We start from the raw sequence: 22,050 nt of genomic DNA, 5'->3' as shown, positions 1-22,050 counted from the left end.
ATCTTCAATAGTAAAATTGTCTCAAAATACTCAAATCAAAATCGTAGAATTCGTTATCTATTTGTCTTAAATAGTTTATAATGTTTATTAGGTAAATTTTAACTTAAATGTATTTTGGGTTAATATGGAGGGAGAACATTTGAAAGGAAATCCTTTTGTCTATTATTTAGAACAATTTAATGTTTTATCACCAAATCATTCAAAAATTTATGATGAATATACAATCGACAAAGGCCAAGAGAATAATTACGTTTTCAAAATTGAAACAAAAATAGAAGCAACTTTAACAAGTATTTTCGAAAATAATCCTCAAAGTGTTATATTGACCGGAAATGCAGGAGATGGAAAGACTCGTTTATGTAGAATTGTTCATGACCATTTTCAAGATAGTCCTTTAGAGAGTTGGCCTGAGGAAGGAATTGTTGAATTTCCATTCGCACATGGGAGGTTAAGGATTGTAAAGGATTTATCCGAGTTGAAAGAAGATGTTATTAAGCGAGAACTACTTTCATTGCAAAATCTAATTTCATCAAATCACGAGGATAGAATTTATTATTTGATTGCTGCTAATGAAGGTAAACTCACAAAATTTTTATCTCAGACACCAGAACTTTCATTATTATCGGAAGAAGTGTCTCGACGATTCAAGTCATATAAAAATAATTCGAATACATTTAGCGTATTTAATTTGTTGGATGTTACATCTTCTGTATATGTTGAAAAGTTGTTGGAAAAATGGAATCAACCAGAAAATTGGTCACCTTGTACAGATTGTTCAAAATCAAACAGATGTATTATCTACTTAAATCATGAAAGAACATCTAAAAAGGAAATCCAAGAACGATTGGTTGAACAGTATAAATTGCTTGATTATTTAGATACTCATATAACAATAAGAGAAATGTTAATACATATTAGCTATATGTTAACTGGTGGCTATACATGTGACGATATTAATAATGCTGATTATAAGCAACTAGAACAACAAACTAAAAAAGCATATTATCAGAACTTTTATGGTCATGAACTAGATGAGAATGCCTTTTCTGAAATGAAAGCATTGAGGATATTTAAATCATTAGACCCTGGGAATTATTCACATTCAACCATTGATGATTTCATTATAAATGGTGATATTAATGGTGATTCAGAGACAGAGAATGTACATAAAGAATTATTTGATGATTCTTTAGATTTACAATTAGGTTATTTCCAGAAAAAACTTAGATTATACCGTGACTATAATTCACAAAGTGACTCAAGTATTATTGATGATTGGGTTCCAAGACTACGAAGAAAATTCTTTTATGAGATTAGTAATGAGCATTTATCTAATGCAAATCAACTACTCCCGTTTGAATACTTAAATCAGTATAAAAGTCTTTTCAATAATACCAGAAACCAAACTTTAATTAAGAGAAGTTTAATTAATGGGTTGAATAGAGTTTTTGCCGGAAGACTAACCGAGGTTAACAAAAATTTACTAGCTACAAATAAAAACCTTATTATTTACGATACATTTAAGACAAATAAAGATATTGAAATAGAACAAGAACTAGAAAGAAGTGATATTGACCGAATTCCTTCAAAATTTAACATTACTGTGGAAGATGATGTTATCTTACCAGTAAACCTAGCTGTCTTTGAGTATTTATTAAGGGCAAATGGGGGAGGAACTCATAATATTCTTCAACAAGAAGCAGAAATATTAATTGACACTTTTAAGAATGAGCTGATTCGAATTAGTGAACCTGACGAATTTGAATTAAATATTCTACGATATGACCAAAAAGAAGGGTTATATGTAGAAGACGCAATTAGCTTGGAATAATGGAGGATAGTTGGCATGAGTAATAATGTGACTAACAGTAGTGTAGAAGAATTTTCAACTCAGTTGTCAGCTCAAATTTGGGGACATCGTTTCAAAGATGGTCAAAAAGGTCCTGAATATGTATTAGAATTTCTAAATGTCTTAAAAGGTACCGAATATAATCTGGGAGCATCAGAATATTTCAGGATAAGGTCGACAGGGTTACGGCAATTTATTTTTGAAGGAAATAAAGAAGGTGCGCAGGCTGGGGTTGTTGCACTTACGGACGAACAGAAGAAAAAATTATACAGTTTAGTTCGTGATAAGGACGAGATAAGTGTTATAAGAGAGTTCTTTAAAAACCTAGAGATTCCACTATCAGATGGACAAGGCAAAGCTGCAAATCGTTCCTGGTATGCTAAGACGTTATATCCATTACATGAATCCCTACTGTTTTTTGAATTAAGGACGCATGTTAAAAATGAGACTAAAACATATAGCTATGAAAGGAACTTCTTTGCAAGGGGAGGAGAGCTTTATTTTTTAATGCTTTCATATGGAACTAAAAACGATCTAACGTTAAGAAATGAGATTGAGCAAAGACTTAAGTTCCTTTTACAAAAAAACAAATCGATTGAACATATTGTCAACAAAATTAGTTCAACATTAGAGGATGAACAAAACAAGAAGGAAGATTTGTATCCGCTTAAGAAAGTAAGTGAAAAGACAAAGGAATATCCATATCTACCTGTTGAGGATGATCCAATTTATCATGAGTTTGCTGTGGAGTTTAATCAATTAATCAGCCTTAATATTGATATTTATGAAATGTTTGAGTTGTTAATAAGTCTTATTACATTTCAATTATCGAGATATATGTTAAAACGTTCCCTAATCGATGATGATAATAATCAGGTAACATATTTTTTCGATTGTTTAGATGCCCAAGTCGGGCCAATCCAAAAATTATCGGCTAAATCTTTTAGTGATAACGAATTATTAGTAAAAAATAAATTCGAATCATATTTTAAACAGGTTTTTAATGAGAAGATGGGTAACTATGCGTTTGTTACTTCACATTTATCTGGTTGGAAGGCAAACCCTGAGGAATTAATATCATATCTGGGGTTAAGCAAACTCTCTAAGGAGAGAAAAAACAAGGTAAAAAAGGTCATCTCTAAGTGCAATACATATAGAGATATAACAGATAAACTATATATTATAGTCAAAGATATCGTTTCTGACCAACTAAAAAAACACCAATTAAGTATAATTAGGGGTCTAGCACGTGACGGTGGATTCGGAGGATTTAGAAGGGGCAGCAAATATCGGTATTTTATGACTGATTCCTTCGTGCAGGCGATAGTATACGCTAATATTAAGCCAAAAGAGCAGATGGAATTTAATCTCTTTTTAGAAAATCTATACAAAAAATATGGGTTTATCATTGGAGAACTACAAGCAAAATCGAATGGTATTTATGAAAAATCCAAATTAAACGTGAGATATTTTCAAAAAAATGAGTTTGCCATTCGTGAAAAATTACGTTATAACGGATTGTTAGTTGAGTATTCCGATGCAACTGCAATGATTAGAAACCCTTATGAAAAAGCAGAACAGGTGATTCGATGACTACTTATAATACGTTATTAGGAAAATGGATATATACTGTATTACTTAATCATTTTAAAAATCAAAAAAGTGAGAATACAGATAAGATTTTTATTAAAATATCAGGTCTTAATGATGAGAATATTCCGGATGTTTTACACGAATTAAGGGAAAATCATCAAGAAATAAGTCAATTTTACACTCCGATAATTCGTACTTTAAAACCAGTACCCAATTTTCCTGAATTTCAACTAAAACAAATTGAGACTAGTACATGGTTAAGGAATAATACTTTTTCAAACCATGCCCTCGTCATGATTATTAATGAATTAACTCCAGAGGCACAAAGTTTAGAAAACTTATTTGCAATTGATGAGGCTTATTTATTATCAAATGATGGTTTTGATAGTCTATTTTCAGTTCTTTCATCAGAGTATAAACTTGCTGCTGAAGAAATTGATGCTATTAATCAGTTTCTAAACATGTATAAAAAACTAACTGAACCTCAATTAAGATTTATCCTAAGATTTTTAAATAGTGTTCTTCATGAAGATTCCGATTCAATAATTCAAAAATTGCAAAATAACCTTCCTGAATTGAATTTATTTAAAGATTCTCAACTAATATTGGGATCCAAGGGGTTAAAAAGATTAAAGGCTAACTTTCTGTTGTCTGGTTTACAAAAGGCACACGGTGAGTTAGATCCCGAAAAACTCCAAAATAATATGTATTCATTCCTAGATGCAGAAGAAAAAAACGGCTACACAAGTGAATTATGGCTCGAAACTTCAACGGATAAATTCGAAATAGAGTGTCTAGATTTTATCAACCAAAAGAATTTAGAATTACTTAAGTATGAATATGAAGCGATCGAAGCTGTATTTAATTTTAGAGTGAAAACGACTTTTCCAGATAAAATTAAAGATGCTCTTTCTATTGATGAATTACCTAAGGAACAAAAGGATAAAGCAGAGCAGGGAATAGCAGCTATAGAAAAAGACGAGAATCCAGACGAAATACAGGAATTTTTAGAAGAGTTTGAGACGCAATTACCCCCTGCCATTGTAAAGACAATTACGAGGAAAATCGAAAAATTAAGGAATCCTAAAGAATATAGAGATATAATGGATGCTTTAATTTATGAATCATTTCAAATGATTGAGGATGCTATTGACAGTATCAGTTCAAGTGATTGCAAATTTTTATTAGAAGTGAATTCTCCAAAAATCACCAGTAATTCTAAATTTTTATTGAACCTATATTTGAGTAATTTGGAAAGTGTTACTCCTCTTATCTCTTTTGATCAAGAGTCTCTAAGCAGAGTAATGGTAGATGAGTCAGCAGATGATTCACTCCTTATATTTAAATTAAATTTTATAATTGATAACCAAATTGTACATTCTGAAAGTTTTAAAATATATGGCTTCAAAGAACTCGCTTTGTTAGGCTTAACGGATACAATTGAAAAGGGAAAATTACCTTATCTGAGAAATTATCAAGAAGATGAGGTAGAGGTTGTAGATATAGACCAACAAGTTTTAAAACAGATTGAAGGTTACTTAGCTATAGGAGAACAGGGGATTAAAGAACATTTTACAAAGTTTCGTGATTTTTCAAATTACTATACAGAAATATTAAAAGGAATATGCTTAAATGGTATTTTTAGCATCGACTTTTCAGAATTAAAGAAAAATCTTGAATCTCTTTTAGCGGGAATTAATACTTCAGTACCAATTTGCAGTCATATTTATAGACACATTAACTATATTGGTGCAATTGATACTCTGGATATTAAGCGTGGCCAATCTGGTTATAGTACTGAAAGGGTACTAACTATATTCAATCCAATCAGATTGATTGCATATCTCTCTCGTTACGTGGAACTAAATGATCAAATAGAAGATTGGATTAATAGAGCTAGAAATAGGAATTTAGAAGTTACTAATTTAAATGATTATTTAGGACATGTATCTGAAAAAACCTTGTATCTTGCCCCAAGATATTTTTCTAGCGATGGCGATGATACTTTCCTTATTGAGGTAAGTGAAGTATTAGGAGAGGGACAGTTTATTCTCAATACAAAAAGATCTGAAAATATGGACCACTTATCTCAGGAATTATCTGAGGAACTATTGAAAACAGTTAAAAATTATCTAGAGGTATATCCATACGCCAAAGATGGCCTAGATATTTTATTCTTATACTGTCAAAGTGCAGAAATTGTAACGAAATCAATTGATGTACTCTTTAGCAAGGTTCCTTCTATAAAAAAATTAAAAATTACTGTTCATAGTACCCAGGCAGCTTTAGTTCACCAAAGGATCAATAATTGGATTAATCAAAAAGAGGAATATAGTAACCCAGATAGTCTTGGGAAGTTTCCAAAGGTAGAAATTAAAATAATCTCTGGAACATCCATTAATGAGATATCTTTACAAATCAAAGATAATATGATTGACACTGATTTAGTCGTTTTAGCAGATTACTTTGGCCAAAGTAATCAAATTAAATTTGAATTTGATAAAGTAGAGCCTAAAGAATCGAATAACTGGTTCGAAGTAGTTTACAAAGAACCATTACTTAAAACTGAGGGTATGAAAAGGATATCCTATGTAAGTGAACATCTTCCGGATATTTTAAAGCAATTTTATCAGTTACAGTATATTTATCAGAAAAAAGAAATGTTGGATATAAACGAACTTTTTGTTCTTAAGAACAAGATTTCTTTGTCCCATTTCACTGATAGCGAATTGATTGATTTCATGCATGACAACTTTAATTGGATTATGTTTATCGACCGTTACTTAGATAAATCTTTATTAGAAAAAGCCTCGGCGAAGGCGCAAATAATACAATATAAATCTAAAGCAGGGGCTAATAAAAACTATAAATTAATTGTTTCTTCTTCTGAGTATATTAAGAAACTTAACTCTAAGAATGATGATTATGAGTATTACGATAGGTTAAGTAAGAAACTGGGGCTAATTCTAAAAAATAGTAATGTCAAGAAGGAAAAAATTGTTGAAGCTGTAAATATGGTTAAATCCATTTCTGGGGCTTTGGTATTGAAGGCAATTGGACCAGGAAAATACTCTCATGAACTCTTAGCAACATATCTAAGTAAAAAGCATAGAAGTCAGAATTCAAAATCACTACAAGTATGGACAGTTTGTGATGAACTTCCTTGGTTTAAAAGTAATACAAGAAGGCCAGATCTTGTAATAACTACTATCAATGATGATAGTAATGGAATAAGTTTAGATTTTGAATTACTTGAATTAAAATTCGTTAATCATTCAATCTTTGAAAAGGAACGATATGATGCAATAAAGCAAATTGAATCTGGTGTAAATATCTATGAGAAGTTATTTAAATTTGATAAAAATAATACTGATTCTGAATATTGGAGAGTTGAATTAGTCCATTATTTCCTTGAAAGAGAATCTTATTCACCAGAACATGCCTTTTTGTTAAAGAAACTTCAATTTATGGATGTTTCGCATATAAATGTTAATATTACATCTGCAATTGATTCATATTGTTACACTTCAAATCTTTATGAATATGGTTTTGAAAAAGTTTCAGATGGAGTTTTTGTTGAAATTTTGGACGGAGAATATAAAAACAATATTTTTAATCGCTCATTTGTATTAAATGCACTTGGTGTTATGGATGTTAATGAACCTGGCTACGATGAATTAGATGAGGAGCTTTCAAGTTTTCAAGAAAGTATAGCGAAAATTGAAAGTAATGAAGATCAACTAGCAGGGGAGACAGATAGTGTTTCATCTGAGCATGAGCTAAATAATAATAATGAGGAAAATGAATCCGATAGGGAAAATAATCCAAACGATGAAAACAACCAAGAGATAGAGAATGCGACTGAGGTTACCGGTACAACTGGGGCCACGGGTAAAGAAAAAACTGAGCCTGATGATACAGTGTATGTTGAGAGTGTCCCAGATAAATATCCTCCTATTACTACTGACACCGAAGCGGAATATGGAACTGACTTCCCTGAAGTCAAGGTATTAGCAGGAATTGAAATCGAACATAGAGATAATAGCTTGGATGATCATTCTGAACTTAAAAGAAAATATGTTACTACTGTTGAGAATCACTTTAACCGAAATAATATTAATGTGAAAGTGAAAAATGTGATAGTGGGATCAAGTGTAATTAGACTAATATTAGATATTCCGTCATCTGTAGCTTCTGATAAAGTCATGAGGAGAAGACAGGATTTACAACTTTGGTTGGGGTTAGATCAGGAGCCTCATATATTTATCGATAAGAACGGAATTAACTTGGACATTGTAAGAGAGAATCCTGATACTATTTTCTTTGAAGATTTTATGGCTATTACAAGAGAGCAGCTGAAGGATAAAATAAAAAGCACAAATCTGATTGCACCATTGGGGTTTGATCCATTAAATAATGTTCTATACATTGATTTTTCTGATCCGTCAACACCACACTTACTGACAGGTGGTACAACCGGAAGTGGAAAAAGTGTAACTCTAAATTCCATTATATTAAGTACCATGTGCCTATACGATTCAAATAAATTGCAATTCGTGTTTATTGATCCAAAACAGGTAGAGTTTTCAGTTTATAAAAATTTACCTCATACTAGGTCAGTTGTTACAGATATTAATGAAGCAATATTTGTTTTGGAGCAGCTAGTTAACGAAATGGAAGAGCGTTATTCTATATTTGCTGATGAATACGTTTCAAATTTAGATGAATACGTTTCATTAACTGGAAAAGGATTACCTCGAATTGTAGTGGTATTTGATGAGTTTGCTGATTTTATGAGTCAAGAGAAGGAAATTGCAGGTAGAGTAGAAAATGCTATCCTAAGGCTTGGTCAAAAGGCAAGGGCAGCAGGAATTCATTTAATTATCTGCACACAAAACCCTAAGTCTGATATAATTAATACGAATATCAGAAATAATCTTGGTGCTAGATTAGCATTAAAAGCTACAGATTCAACTGCATCAGGTATAATATTGGGTGAAAGTGGTGCTGAGAATCTAGGGGGAAAAGGTGACTTTTTGGCCAAAACTGGAAGTCAGAAAGTTAATCGGGGAAAAAGTCCGTTTTTAACTCCTCAGGTTAAAAGGGCCCTTTTAAGGTATTTTTCTACAAAATAATGAAATAGTGCATCTAGAATTAATTCTAGATGCACTATTTTGGGCTTTTAACACTACTGGAGACTATTCTCCAGTGATTAGGTAAAACCAAGTATTGAAAGGTGATATATATGGGATATGGGCAGCATCAAAGTTTTTACCTAAGAGATAGGTGGCTAAACAAGGCAATTAGACACTTAAGAGATGATAGAAGGTTCTTTTATGATAAAGAAGCATTTGAAAAGATTGGCCTTGGAAAAAATATGGTTCAATCCCTTAGATATTGGACAATTGCAACCGGTGTAGTTGAAGAAATATTTAATGAAGACCGAAAAAAAGAACATCAAATTACTAAATTTGGCGAATTAATTTTTCAGTATGATAAATTTATTAAATTTCAAGATAGTGCTGCTATTATTCACTATCATATGTGTAAACAAAAGGAACCAAGTACTGCGTGGTATTGGTTTTTTAACGAATTTACTTCAACGATAGGATCTAAAGAAAGCATTACTCAAGAATTCAATAGGTGGGTTAAAGAAAATGAAAATAAACCATTTTCAAGTAATTCATTAAAAAAGGACATTGATTGTTTAATAAAACTATATACATCCGGCCAAAGCAGTATTGATCCAGAAGAAGTAATACAGAGCCCTTTAAGTAAGATTGGCATATTAGAAGAAAGAAAAGGTATTATTTATAAGCAGAATCTCACAATATCACAAGTTGGATTATCAGCCTTAATGTATGTTCTATTAGATTACCGAAAAACTAATGGTATTGATTCTGTTTCGGTTGACAATCTTGTTAATCAAGCAGGTTTATGGGGAAATGTGTTCAATATGGGTAGAGCATCCATTGTTAATGCTTTAACAGAGCTTTCAATGCTAAACCAGAACCCTATTTCTTTTGTGAGAACCAATAATTTAGATTTAATTAGGATCCCAAATATTGAACCGCTTGATTTCCTTAAACAAGAATATTCTCGAAAGGCTGAAGTATTTATATGAGTTCAAAAGTAGCTACTTCATTCAAAACTAGTGTAAATATTAAGTTTGACTTAGGAAAAAAAGAATTTATAAATCGATATCTACCAACCCCTTCCCACGCGGAATCACTAGTTGGTTTACTTAGAGGGTTTAATGACCCTTCAAATAATAAAAGATCACATATAATAGTCGGACCTTATGGTACAGGTAAATCATTAGTAGCAACAATTGTAGGAAACCTAATCTCGAAGAAGGTAAAAGACCAGAAGACGCTAAATACTTTATCTAAAAAATTTAATAAAGTCCATGATGATATTTATATAGAGTTACAAAAGGCTGAACAACTTGAAAAAAGATATATACCAGTTGTTCTTAATGGAAACGAAGGAAGATTTCGTGAAGCTATTATAAATGCAATAATAAGAACTCTAAATGAAAATAATATAAATATTTTATTTCCAGGACATTATGGAAAAATAATTCAAACTATTGAATTATGGGAAACAAATTTCCCAAAAACGTACAAAGAATTTAAGAGGTTGTTGAAGGAAAATAACAAGGACTTAGATTTATGGAGAATCTCTATATTAAATCAAGACAAAGATGAGGTAGAGTGGTTCCTTTCAGTTTACCCGCTTTTAACATCTGGAGCGAGATTTACTACCGATTTCAATGAGAATTTTCTCGATCAAATTACTCATGTTTTATCACAACTTAATGATCAAAATTTAGGATTATTTATTGCCTATGATGAATTTGGTCGACTGTTACAGTCATTGGAGATAAATGAAATAAATGAAACCATGCAGGATTTACAAGATTTAGCTGAATTAGTAGATCATAAGTGCGATAACTTACATTTACTTCTAATATCTCATCGGAATTTAAGACATTACTTTCATATTCTGAGTGATGATTTAAAAAATGAATTCCAGAGAATAGAAAAAAGGTTCAAAGTTTACTATGTGGAAAGCGACAAATCTACTTTTATTCGCTTAGCAGATAATATTATTCAAGGATTTAGTAATAGGAAAAGCCCAGGACAGAGTACTATTGAAAATACAAAACAATATTTAAGAAAATACCCATTATTCCCGGAACTTAACCAGCAAGAGATTGATAAGATTATCCTTGAGGGTGTATACCCTGTTCACCCAGTTGCACTTTTCTTACTGCCCTACTTGTCAAATATATTTGGACAAAATGAGAGAACGCTTTTTACATTTCTCGAGAGTAACGAAACTGGTGGTCTCTTACATCATATAGAAAATAAACAACGATATTATTTGCCATCAGATTTATTTAACTACTTCTTTCCTAATATCTTTGATATTGATACAGGTACAGATGAACAGAGTATTTTAAGGTTATACAAGGGAATAGTAACTAAAACACCTCAAATTGAGGAAAATTCAACATCTTTAAATTTATTAAGACTTATAACACTTTGGCAAATTGCAGGTCTACAATCAAAAATCAAATTAGATTCAGATTTTCTCTGTTTTGCCTTAGACATGGAACGAGAAGAAATGACTTCTCTATTAAAGGAATTGTCTCTATTAAAAGTTATTCGTTTCCATCGAGTTCATGGTTATTGGGAACTGTTTGAGGGAAGTTCCTATCAAATTGATCAATTAATCATGGAAAAGGCCTCTCATAACGAAAATAGTGGGAAAAGCCGGGTTTCATTATTAGAAAGTAGTTTAACTAAACATTACTATTTTTCCAATGAATATAATGATCAAAAGAGTATGACACGGTATGCAAAAGTAAAGTTTTTGCTAAGCTCAGAGATGAACACTGACGAAGTGGACTGGATAGCTAGTAGGGAAGAAACTAATGCAGATGCAGTAATTTATTATGTATTAACTGAAACGAAGAGTGAACTCTCGGGGATAATTGAACAGGTTAAAACAGTAAAAGATGAATTATCAATTTTCTGTATCTCTAAATTACCGTATTCTGCTTTGGAAGAATGTTTGGACGAGATTGCAATCATAGAATCCTTACTTTCTGACGGGGAACTATTAAGTCAAGATAAGAATCTTAAACAAGAACTATTGTTGAAAAGAGAAGATTTATATTTCGTAATTAATGAGTTTATCTCAAAATATATTTCTTATGGTAATGATGTAATTTGGGTGTACAATGGGGAGCAAATTGAAGTAAAAAGTGAAATAGTTTTGGAAAATTTATTGAGTTCTATTATGTTTAAGATTTTTCCAAACACCCCTGAAGTTAGAAATGATTCATTTAACAGAAGAAAATTGAATAACGTTCAACGAAAAGCTGGACAAGTAGTATTGGACAATCTTATTAACAACTATGATCAACCAGGCTTAGGAATTGAAGGCCAGGGACCAGACTATCTAATTTATGCCACTGTATTCAAGAATAATAGTCTTAATCCGGCTAGATTAGACCAAATTGATTCGGTAGATCTTAATAAACTACGTACTGCCTTATTAAAACAAATTGAGCAAAAAACTACAGGAAGCCTAAATGATTTTGTTAAAATAATGTCTGAGGCACCATTTGGAATTAGGGAACCATTAATACCAATCTATTTAGTAACCCTGCTTAGAGATAATTGGGATCAAATTATGTTTTATAGAAATGATTTATTTGTTTCAGGAATTAATGGTGAGAAATTATACAAAATGTTTGAAGAAGCTTCTGAATATAATTATGTGTATTATAATTTCGATTCCAAATATCAACAATTCTTTAACACATTGGAAGAATATTTCGGTGTTTATCAGAATGAACTTGTTAAAAACAAACCAATCGTTATTAGATTAAATAATGCATTATTAACCTGGTTAAGAAGCTTACCAAGAATTTCGCAGATTACTAGTCAAGTGGACGAAGAGTTAATTTGGTTGAAAGACACTTTACGTAGAAGTGAAATTAATCCTCAGGAAACTTTAACACAGTTATTTGAGAAATACGGAAAAGACAATGGAAAGTTTCTCCCACTGCATAAACAACAACTTGAGAATTACTTTCTAAAGTATAAAGCAAACATAGAAAAACAAGTTTTTGATATTTGCAACTCAAGGGGAATTGATGAATTATATCATTGGGCTGATAAGCAATCTCCTGAAATTAAAAAAGTTAATAATTTGGTAAAGAGTATCCTAAAATGTATTGAGTCTAATGATTGGTTAAATAGCTTTGCAAATAATTATATAGGTATCGAGTTAGAAAATTGGTCTGATACTACACATGGATTATTCATAAACCAGTTATACGCTGATTATAATGCAACGTTTGAAAATAACCACAGTGATGATTATTATCAAATACAATACAACGGAAAAGTAAAAGCTGTAAAAAAGGTTTCCCTTTCAACTAAATCAGAAACAATTTATAAAAACGTTGAACGGATGATTAGGAACGCAGGTAGAAACGTAACAAAAGAAGAAATAGAAAACTTGGTATTAAAATTAGTTAATGATTTTATAGAGTAGGCGGGGAGAAGTATGACTAGAAAACCAGTGCATGTTGCAATGTTTAGTGGTGGTGCAGCAAGTGCCTACGTTGCATATAATATGGTACAAGCTTATGGAAAAGAAAATTGCATTTTATTCTTTACTAACACCTTATGGGAAGATGACGATAATTATCGCTTTATGAATGAGATTTCAGATTATATTGGACTTGAAATTACTGAGCGAATAGATGGAAGAACACCTGAGGAAGTTTTTTATGATTACCGATTCCTTGGAAATGCTCGGTTAGCAAAATGTTCAGAAGAATTAAAGGTTCAACAAACTATTGTATTCTTAGAAGAACTGAGAGATATTCATAATTTAGAACCAATTCTCTATTTTGGCATTGGACCTCATGAGTCACATCGTGCCGATAATCTAAAGGAATTTTATGAGCATCGACCAATTGAACCGATTCAAACTAGATTTCCGATGATAGAAACCTTTAGAGCTGACATTGATGTCAAATCAATAATTGAAAACGAATGGGGAATTAAGCTTCCAAGGATGTATTCAATAGCTGAAGAGCTAAAACCGGAACTTGGAATTAAAGGATTTTCTCATGCCAATTGCGGTGGAAGATGTGTAAGAGGTGGATTTCAGCATTATGCTTTGCTTTATTCAATTTGGCCAGATCGATATGCTGAGCAAGAAGATATGGAAGAGAACTTCCGAAAACATTTCGAGAAAGACGTTTCAATTCTGAAAAAGGATGGCAAACCCTACACATTAAGACAATATAGAGAGGTACTAGAAAGAGAAGGTGTTGAAAACTATCTTCAAAAGCCTGATGATACTGTACCTTGTGTATGTGCATTTTCATAAAATAGAATAATGGAAAAATGGCAATTACAGAAATGTATTGCCATTTTTTTTACCTTAAAATTCATATTACAAGGATTGAAATAAATTAATTATAGATGGTGGTAATATTTACACAACTCTATGTAAAAATTAGTAAAAATATATTATTATAGAACTATATTGAATTCTTTGGGTGATGAAATGTTCTCTATAAAAAATATAATAAGCAGGGCAGATGAGTTAACTATCCAAGAAATAATTGGGAAACAACTAATTAAATTGACCCAATTGCTCGACGAGAAATATCTGAAAACTGCTAATCTTAAGAACATAGTGTTTCAAATTTATGAAGAGAGAAGCTTCTTAGATAACAAGAACTTAAGGATAATTCTAATAAATTTACTAAGATTTAATGAGGCCAAGCTAATTGCAGATACTCTTGGATTTCCTAGTAGCAGTGAAACAGACGAATATATCTTCTTAAAGAAAAAGAAGCTTGTTAATGGGTCTGAGGATGAGATGATATTTTATAATTTCTTCGGTATTCCAATCTCCAAAAGTGATTTTGGTGAAAAAGAATTAAACCTGCCATGGGAAACTGTCTCAGCTGATTATCAATTGTTTCCTCACCAAAGAAAAGCTGTTAATGATCTTAAAATGAAGTTAAAAATGTATCCACATAGAGTATTACTACATATGCCTACCGGTTCTGGAAAAACAAGAACAACGATGAGCCTACTTGCAGATTTTTTAAGGGAAAATGAACCTGCTCTTATTATCTGGTTAGCTTCTACCGAAGAATTGTGTAGTCAATCATATTTAGAGTTTCAAAGGGCATGGTCCTATCTAGGAAACAGGAGTCTTGATATAGGAAAGTTATGGGGAAATAATGATGTTGAAGCAATCCGACATATAAATGATGGATTAATTGTGGCCGGCTTTCAAAAACTTACTCATTATTTAAACTCTATAGAGGGTCTTAAACTATTATCCAATATTTCATCAAAATTTTCTTTCATTGTAGTTGATGAAGCACACCAGTCTATTGCTGAGAGATATCAATCCGTAATTGAAATTATTTATAATTCAAATCCAAACACAAGATTATTAGGTTTAAGTGCAACTCCGGGGAGAACGTGGAATGATGTTGAGGAAGATAGGAAACTTGCACATTTTTATAATCAACAAAAAGTAACGTTACAAATTAGTAACTATCAAAACCCCGTTGATTATTTAATTAAGAATGAATATATCGCCAAAGTAAATTACAAAAATTTAGTATACAGTAACGAGGGGGAGCTAACAGAGCAAATTAATAGATTTCAATTTGACCAAAAGAAAGATTATTCAAAAGAAATCCTTTCTTTGCTTGGCAGTGACGCAAAAAGGAATATTGAAATTATTTATGAGATAATCCACCTTACCGAAAAACATAAAAGAATTATAGTGTTTGCTCCGTCTGTTGAAAGTTCTGACACCATTGCTTCTATTCTTAAATTAAAGGGTTTATTTGCATATTCAGTTACAAGTAATACAGATCTATTACAAAGGCGTACTATAATAAAGGAATTTAAAGATAATGATGATACTGTAAAAATTATATGCAATTATGGTGTATTAACAACAGGCTTTGATTCACCTTATACGAGTGCTGCGGTGATTGCACGCCCAACTTTGTCTTTGGTTTTATATAGCCAAATGATTGGCCGTGCTATCAGAGGTAAAAAGGCCGGTGGTAATAGCGAAGCAGAGGTGGTTACTGTTGTAGATACAGAATTACCTGGCTTTAAAAGTGTTGCAGATTCATTTTACAATTGGGAGGATGTTTGGAATGAATATTGTTGAAAATTCATATGTGCCAGCTCATTTAGCAATTGAAGCAATGAGAGATAATGGTTATAAAAATACAGCTTATGCAGTATGTGAACTTATAGATAACTCGATTCAGGCTAATGCCACGCATGTGCAACTTCTTTGCGGAGAGGCAGAAAGGCAGCTAAATACAAGAAGAACTACGCGCCGTTTAGAACAAATAGCTGTTTTTGATGATGGTAATGGAATGTCACCTGAAGTATTAGGTATGGCGTTACAATTTGGAAATGGAACTAGACTAAAAAGAGATCAAAGAACTGGAATTGGAAGATTTGGAATGGGCCTACCTGCATCATCAATTTCTCAGTGTAAAAGAGTTGACGTGTGGAGCTGGCAAGATGGAGTAGAAAACGCTTATCATGTTTATTTAGATGTCGATGAGATAAAGATGAATCAATCTAGTCAAATGCCAGATCCTTCTAAAATGCTGATTCCTTATATCTATACCCAAGCCATTGAAAACTTCGGTATGACAGGTACATTAGTCGTATGGTCAAAGCTAGATCGTCTAATGTGGAGTAAGGGCGAGACTTTAGTTAAGCATTCAGAATCGTTAATTGGAAGGATATATAGAAAGTTTATTCACTCTAACGAATTAAAAATTCAAAAAACGGTTTTTGATATAGATTATCCTTTAAATATTACAATTGATAAAATGGCTCTACCGAATGATCCGTGTTATTTAATGGAGAGAACAACCTGTCCAGAACCATTTAGTTACAAACCAATGTTTGAAAAACATGGTGGTGATAATTACGAGAGAAAATTTACGATTTCGTACAAAGATGAAAAACATGATGTTTCTGTACGAACTTCCATTGCATCGTTAGACGCTAGATCTACGGATAATTCCGGTAGTACTCCTCATGGGCGGCACGCAAAGGATAATACGGGGATTTCTATCGTGCGGGCAGGAAGAGAATTAGAACTGGATCAAACCTTAGTTTCACAAAGTGACCCTACTGAAAGATGGTGGGGAATTGAGGTGGAATTCCCACCCTCACTAGACGAATTAATGGGTGTTACAAATAATAAACAGACAGCAAGGAACTTCTCGGATATTCTAAGCATGGTACAAGAGATTTCGGAAATGCAAAGAAGAGGAAAAAATATAGATGAAATTCAAGATGAACTTGAGGAGGAAGGGGACCCACGTGCACCATTAATTATTGTTGCTGACTATATTTATAAACAAATAGTTTCAATGAGAAAATTAATAAAAGAACAAACAAAAGGCATGCGCAGTAAGGAAAAGCGATATTTAAACCATGAGATTGAAAAAACTGCTACAAATTATACCGAAGAAAGAAAAAAACAAGGATTTGTTGGAAGTAGTGATAAAGATGAATCTCTTACTCCGGAGGAAAAGTTAGATGTAATTTCTACAGGACTAATAACATCAGGTGTCGAAGAAAGAGAAGCTGTAGAGATCGCAAGATATACTGTAGAAAACAATTTAAAATATTCATTTTCGGATTCTTCTTTTGAAAGCGATGCCTTTTTTACCGTTCAGCCATCTGGGGGTGCGATAAATATCATTCTTAATAGAAGCCACCCTGCTTATGAACATTTAATCGAAGTTTTAGATCTTGATGATAAGGATGGCGATAAAGATTTAAAGGAAAGACTAACTCAGGCATCAAAGGGCTTAAAATTGTTACTCGCAGCCTGGGCGAGATTTGAGGATGAGATCCCAGATGGAGGTCGAAAAGATGATATTCAGGACGCAAGAAAAGATTGGGGTAGAATTGCGAGGAAATTTCTAAAAAATTAATATTATTATCTTACGATAATTAGTTGGTTGCGTAATTGATTGAAAACTGGTAAATGTAAGTATTGGAGGGGTACCATGAATGAACGAATACCTTGGTTACAAGAAATAATAGAGGTCTTAAAAGAATTAGGTGGTCAGGCAACACTATCTGATATATATGATACTGTAGAAAGAAGAGGAAACATAGATGTATCTAATTATATAGATTTTAGATCTCCTATAAGAAAAAATATTTACCATCATTCTAGTGATGCAGATAAAATTTTTACTGGGGTCCCAGGTGATAAAACGGATATTTTCTATTCTGTTGCCGGCAAAGGGAAGGGCATATGGGGTTTAAGAGAAAGTTGAACCCACTAGTAATAATGTTGAATTTACCGAAATTGACATAGGTTTTGATGAGGGCTATAGAAGAACTTGGAAGAGGTAAGAGTTTTTAGAAATTATATCACCACATAATCTTAATGGCAATTTATATAGGACGGCATTATGTCGTCCTTTTGCATTCTATTTTTTTGTAACAGTGCTATCCAAGTTGTGAAGCTAAATAAATATTAGAACAGTTTCGGCTAGATAAGGAAACACTTATTTAACCAAATGTACCAGAAAAAAATACAAGCTTTTTCTATTGTACAATGTCTATATTGTCTATCCATATAACAATCTTGCAATTTTGGTTATTATCATCGATGTCTTCCTCATATCCACTTACTTTTGTTGTGGGATGTTCTGAAAATCGAGATGCTGCCTTCTTGTAACCTTCCAAAGGACTTCCCAGGAAACAGAAATTCTTCAATCCACCTATCATCCATTTCCTCGTCTAACGGACACATCAATCCCTTCTTCTTAGCCAATTCCTGTCGCAAGTTACCAATTCCTTCATCGTGTAAATCCAGTGCCTTATAAAATAATGGTTAATGAAAAAATGCTCTTTATATAAAGTGTCATATCGTAAGCTATTCTGATTAATATATTGAAGGTAATTATTTGTAAAAATTATTTTCAAAAACCGGTACTAAATATTTCAAAGGGACATAAATTTTGGTATTAATGTCCTAAAAAATGTTAATGTTGAGGAGATAATGAGAATGATGTGTCCTGGAGAAAACTATGATATTATTAATGAGTTTAAGAATCGCCTGAATGATTATCCTAATAAAGAAATCCCGAGATTAATTGATGAATTATATCAGGAATTACTTGTTGATTTTCAATTTAATGAAATAGAGAAAGAAATCTTAATTAGGATTTATAGTGATATAGCTATTCTGTTACCAATGTACAGAGAAAGATACAAAGATGCTTCCCATACCGACACATATATTAGATTTTTTAATGAAATTTCAAAGCTTATCAATTTTCTAAATCGGGAATAAAATATAAAAAGGAATTTTTAATACAAAGTAATTTAAACTGCCTAGAGCCTAATCACTAGATTGTTGGGTTAGATCCTACTTATCCATTTTACTCAAATTATTCAGATTATTATGATGCTATTTTAAAAAAAGGTTTATGGTTCCAATAGAATGTTGAAAGAACATAGGTGGACTGCGATTTGTTATCGTATAGCTACTTAAAGGCCTAGCAGCTTTTTCCTAACAATCCGTTAAGTATAGGGGTATTATTAAGAATAAGAATTACCTTTCACATGCCCTAATGGAAAAGGTATTTGTCTTTCTTGATTAAACCTATATTGGATTAAATTGCAAAACAAATGCTGCAAATATAATAAAGTTGCAGCATTTGTTTTTTTCATCTAAGGTTAAATTTCTAAGTCAAAATCGGCTGCCATTTTTTTGAAGGCAAAACCGATAACACCAAAAACTGTATCAATTCGTGTGCTACTAATTAGCTATGCTGCAACCGGAACCTCTTAGGGTCTAACAGAAAACCGATAGGATCGGTTCCAATTGCCTTTGAAATTTTTTGTAATTGGTCCGCATTTTGCAATTTATTGTTAAAGGCGGATACCTTGCAAGGGACAGTTAGAATACGTCCATTCGTAAGTATTACATGGGTTTTTAAATAATACCCGTTGGTTCTGACGATATGATTTGGATTAAACCACATTGCATTCTCGTTTTTGGCTGATTTGGTCGCAAAGATGCAAATGTTATTAATCGGATCCACCTGGATAGGGCACATCGGGATATTCCCTAGGAGCGCTTTGGCGTTGGCAATTGCGCTGTTTAAATCAAAACCAATACATCTGATGGTATCTGTTAGTATTTCTAATGGAGAACGGTCTACAACCAATTTCCTGTGTAATTCTTCAACAAGAGTGCAGCACTTGCCATTTCGATCATGATAACCTGACATATGAATAAAATCTGGTTTGATAATATAGTATTTTTCAATATCCAAAGAATTTTAGCTCCTTAAAGGTTTTTTGATTGATTAATCTTTAAAAAAAGGTATACTATCAATAAGTTAGTTTGCCGCTAACTTATTAGACCAAGAGCACCGTCTGTCCAGGACATTTGCTCTTGGTTTATTTTTTTGTTGCTCACATTAACCTCACCTCCCAGCAATAACACTTTTGCAAAACAAAATAAAAAGTATCTAGAGGAATCACTATATCTATACGACTATTACAAAAGCATTTAGATATAGTTGTTTGAACTTGTTGAATAAAGAGCGGAACTCAGTATGTTCAGTTAAATCAATTATTTAATACATTTTTTTACAGATAGCTGAAACATTGGATGAAAATTTATTGTTATTTTCAAAAAATATTCACAAATAAAAAATAACACAAAAAATTACACAATTGGGATTATTTTAATGACTAATTCGTAACTTTTTGTGTCAAAAATAGTCGATTTATGTCGTGTTTGGTTGTTTGTGAGAATCTTAAAAAAATTGCATCATCTTACTTGCTATTCAGGTTCATGATTTCATCTTTAATCGTTAAAATTAGTTTCTTCCTTTTCAGAAATGGGATAAAATTCTGCGGCTTCTTTAATTTCCTTTACAAGTTCTGCGGGCTCCATCAGTCAACCTTTCCTAAGTTTAAAGACAGTAAATAGTGATGGACCTTTTTTATTTATTTCCAAATCACTTATATACAACATCCAGGTTGCTGTCATGAGCAATCCGCCAGAAACGTGGTATTGCTAATTTTTGTACCAAAGTTATGAAAAAAATAAACGATTAAAGCTTGTCTTCATAATAAGCCAAAAACATACTATGGATCCAAGAATCATTAACCATAGACCCCGGTACAACACCATATTCTGTGTCAAGCTCATCATAAAATCGGCGCATAAATTTATTCTGCAATACGCCATAAAAGTAGGCGATTGGATTTCTGACAGCTTTAGTGAATTTTAATTTGCGAATCAGCTGTTTAAAGGCTTCAATAGCAATCTCAAGTATCTGATCTGTTTCGTTTTCGCTGTTATATTTATAGGCAGCAATTTGCGTCATATGCCAGAATTCCTCAATTGTCTTTGCGTCAGAATAAAAGTATTTTACCAGCTGGACAAATTCTTGTGGAACACGATTGCTAACATAGCTATGATCTAATTCCAACGGTTCTTCTTTACGTTTATTATTCTTTTGATCTTTTTCTGTTTTTAAAAGATTACTAGTTTCTATTGGCTGGTTCATTTTTTCTGGTTCAGGTGGTTCATTTACAGGAAAACGATTAAAAACATACAGGTTGCTCGTTTGTGAACCGTTTTTTCTTTCTGTTTCGTAAACGGTGATGATTCCGAATTCTTTAGCTTTTAAGACCATCCGTTTAAAGGTTGAACGGGAAATGCCATTGTCGTGGAATTCCGAATGAATGGCCTTCAGGATGGTTCCGATTTTGTCATTGCAGACACCAGGGATCTTTGCGGCAAATCGTACGGGACGCTTTAAGCCAACTAGTTCCCCTTTGGAGAAGTCGGCCTTATGCTCTAGCAGCCACTGTTCGATATGGTGGTTAAATTCAGTGAGACTAGTAAATTGAGAAAACTCGTTAAAGTGTTCAATACTGGCTGATTTTAAACTCATATGTATGCGCCACCCTTATGATTGTTTGTATTTGGCCATTCATCTTTTCTATGATTCTGGCACCTTTACGATATCGGGTTTGGCAGAATGAGTCGAATTCACTCATTTCCAATTTGGAGCGAATTTGGGTAGGAAAATGCGATTTTCGGCTCCAAATTGGAAATGAGAAGGCCAATTTCGTGATTTTCGTACCGATTTGATAGTTTTTATGTTTGCTTGGAAAATGGTAGAAGTGAGGGGGAAATTATATAGAAGAAGCGGATAAAGAGAAACACGGGAGGAGAGAGAACAGGTATAATTCGCTCTCCATGTTTTGTATTTTAAAGATTATCATGTCGAATAAACCCTTCACACTTTCATCCGCTCAGGTAAACGTTGTATCGACTGGACCACTAAATCCAGCTTCGTTTCTATTCGATAAAGCAGATAAAGTGTCACTACAATAGGAAATCCTACCTCTTTGATGAATGAAATGAATTGATCCACAACAATTGTCCTCCTTTCCAATTTTTAAAAAGAGGCCGGTTTCAGTCTGAACTGCCCCGGCCTCTCTCCTAAA

Annotated in this window: 13 protein-coding genes; 10 read left to right on the top strand and 3 right to left on the bottom strand. The window is 32.5% G+C overall.

Annotation, left to right across the window (positions count from 1 at the left end; translation table 11 throughout):
- Window positions 1-139 precede the first annotated feature (139 nt).
- The 10 genes from V5M37_RS15990 to V5M37_RS15945 all read left to right on the top strand — a co-directional run bounded on the left by V5M37_RS15990 (window position 140) and on the right by V5M37_RS15945 (window position 18,865).
- Window positions 140-1,831 carry a hypothetical protein gene (locus tag V5M37_RS15990; RefSeq protein ID WP_423798169.1) on the top strand — a complete coding sequence of 564 codons (1,692 nt, stop codon included), beginning with the start codon at window positions 140-142 and terminating at the stop codon, window positions 1,829-1,831.
- Window positions 1,832-1,846: 15 nt separating this feature from the next.
- On the top strand, window positions 1,847-3,442 hold the full coding sequence (locus tag V5M37_RS15985) for a hypothetical protein (RefSeq protein WP_423798168.1): 1,596 nt from the start codon (window positions 1,847-1,849) through the stop codon (window positions 3,440-3,442).
- Window positions 3,439-8,577 carry an FtsK/SpoIIIE domain-containing protein gene (locus V5M37_RS15980; protein ID WP_423798167.1) on the top strand — a complete coding sequence of 1,713 codons (5,139 nt, stop codon included), beginning with the start codon at window positions 3,439-3,441 and terminating at the stop codon, window positions 8,575-8,577. Before V5M37_RS15985 ends, V5M37_RS15980 begins: the two co-directional genes overlap by 4 nt.
- A 110-nt stretch (window positions 8,578-8,687) precedes the next feature.
- Window positions 8,688-9,566: a DUF4007 family protein gene (locus V5M37_RS15975; protein WP_423798166.1), complete on the top strand. Its 879-nt coding sequence runs from the start codon at window positions 8,688-8,690 to the stop codon at window positions 9,564-9,566.
- The gene (locus tag V5M37_RS15970; RefSeq protein ID WP_423798165.1) at window positions 9,563-13,018 is read left to right on the top strand and encodes a hypothetical protein; all 3,456 of its coding nucleotides are present in this window, start codon (window positions 9,563-9,565) and stop codon (window positions 13,016-13,018) included. Before V5M37_RS15975 ends, V5M37_RS15970 begins: the two co-directional genes overlap by 4 nt.
- Before the next feature lie 12 nt (window positions 13,019-13,030).
- On the top strand, window positions 13,031-13,864 hold the full coding sequence (locus V5M37_RS15965; RefSeq protein WP_423798164.1) for a hypothetical protein: 834 nt from the start codon (window positions 13,031-13,033) through the stop codon (window positions 13,862-13,864).
- Window positions 13,865-14,044: 180 nt separating this feature from the next.
- Window positions 14,045-15,688 (top strand): DEAD/DEAH box helicase, encoded by a 1,644-nt coding sequence (locus tag V5M37_RS15960; RefSeq protein WP_423798163.1) that lies wholly within the window; start codon window positions 14,045-14,047, stop codon window positions 15,686-15,688.
- Complete coding sequence (locus tag V5M37_RS15955; protein WP_423798162.1) at window positions 15,675-17,489, top strand: ATP-binding protein; 1,815 nt, start codon at window positions 15,675-15,677, stop codon at window positions 17,487-17,489. The genes V5M37_RS15960 and V5M37_RS15955 overlap by 14 nt, the downstream gene beginning before the upstream one ends.
- A gap of 75 nt (window positions 17,490-17,564) precedes the next feature.
- The gene (locus V5M37_RS15950; RefSeq protein ID WP_423798161.1) at window positions 17,565-17,840 is read left to right on the top strand and encodes a hypothetical protein; all 276 of its coding nucleotides are present in this window, start codon (window positions 17,565-17,567) and stop codon (window positions 17,838-17,840) included.
- A gap of 737 nt (window positions 17,841-18,577) precedes the next feature.
- Window positions 18,578-18,865 (top strand): hypothetical protein, encoded by a 288-nt coding sequence (locus V5M37_RS15945; protein ID WP_423798160.1) that lies wholly within the window; start codon window positions 18,578-18,580, stop codon window positions 18,863-18,865.
- Window positions 18,866-19,337: 472 nt separating this feature from the next.
- Here V5M37_RS15945 and V5M37_RS15940 read toward each other — a convergent pair whose 3' ends face one another.
- From V5M37_RS15940 to V5M37_RS15930, 3 genes are all read right to left on the bottom strand, one after another.
- Window positions 19,338-19,853: a competence protein ComK gene (locus tag V5M37_RS15940; RefSeq protein WP_423798159.1), complete on the bottom strand. Its 516-nt coding sequence runs from the start codon at window positions 19,851-19,853 to the stop codon at window positions 19,338-19,340.
- Between the two features lie 789 nt (window positions 19,854-20,642).
- Window positions 20,643-21,491: a hypothetical protein gene (locus tag V5M37_RS15935; protein ID WP_423798158.1), complete on the bottom strand. Its 849-nt coding sequence runs from the start codon at window positions 21,489-21,491 to the stop codon at window positions 20,643-20,645.
- Window positions 21,492-21,839: 348 nt separating this feature from the next.
- The gene (locus tag V5M37_RS15930; protein ID WP_284035612.1) at window positions 21,840-21,977 is read right to left on the bottom strand and encodes a YvrJ family protein; all 138 of its coding nucleotides are present in this window, start codon (window positions 21,975-21,977) and stop codon (window positions 21,840-21,842) included.
- Window positions 21,978-22,050 lie beyond the last annotated feature (73 nt).

It is taken from the genome of Neobacillus sp. SAB-20_R2A (assembly GCF_049568635.1).
GTDB classification, from domain to species: Bacteria; Bacillota; Bacilli; order Bacillales; family Cytobacillaceae; genus Neobacillus; species Neobacillus citreus.
The sequence above is the reverse complement of the archived record's forward strand: the minus strand, read 5'-3'. Positions and strand labels throughout refer to the sequence as shown.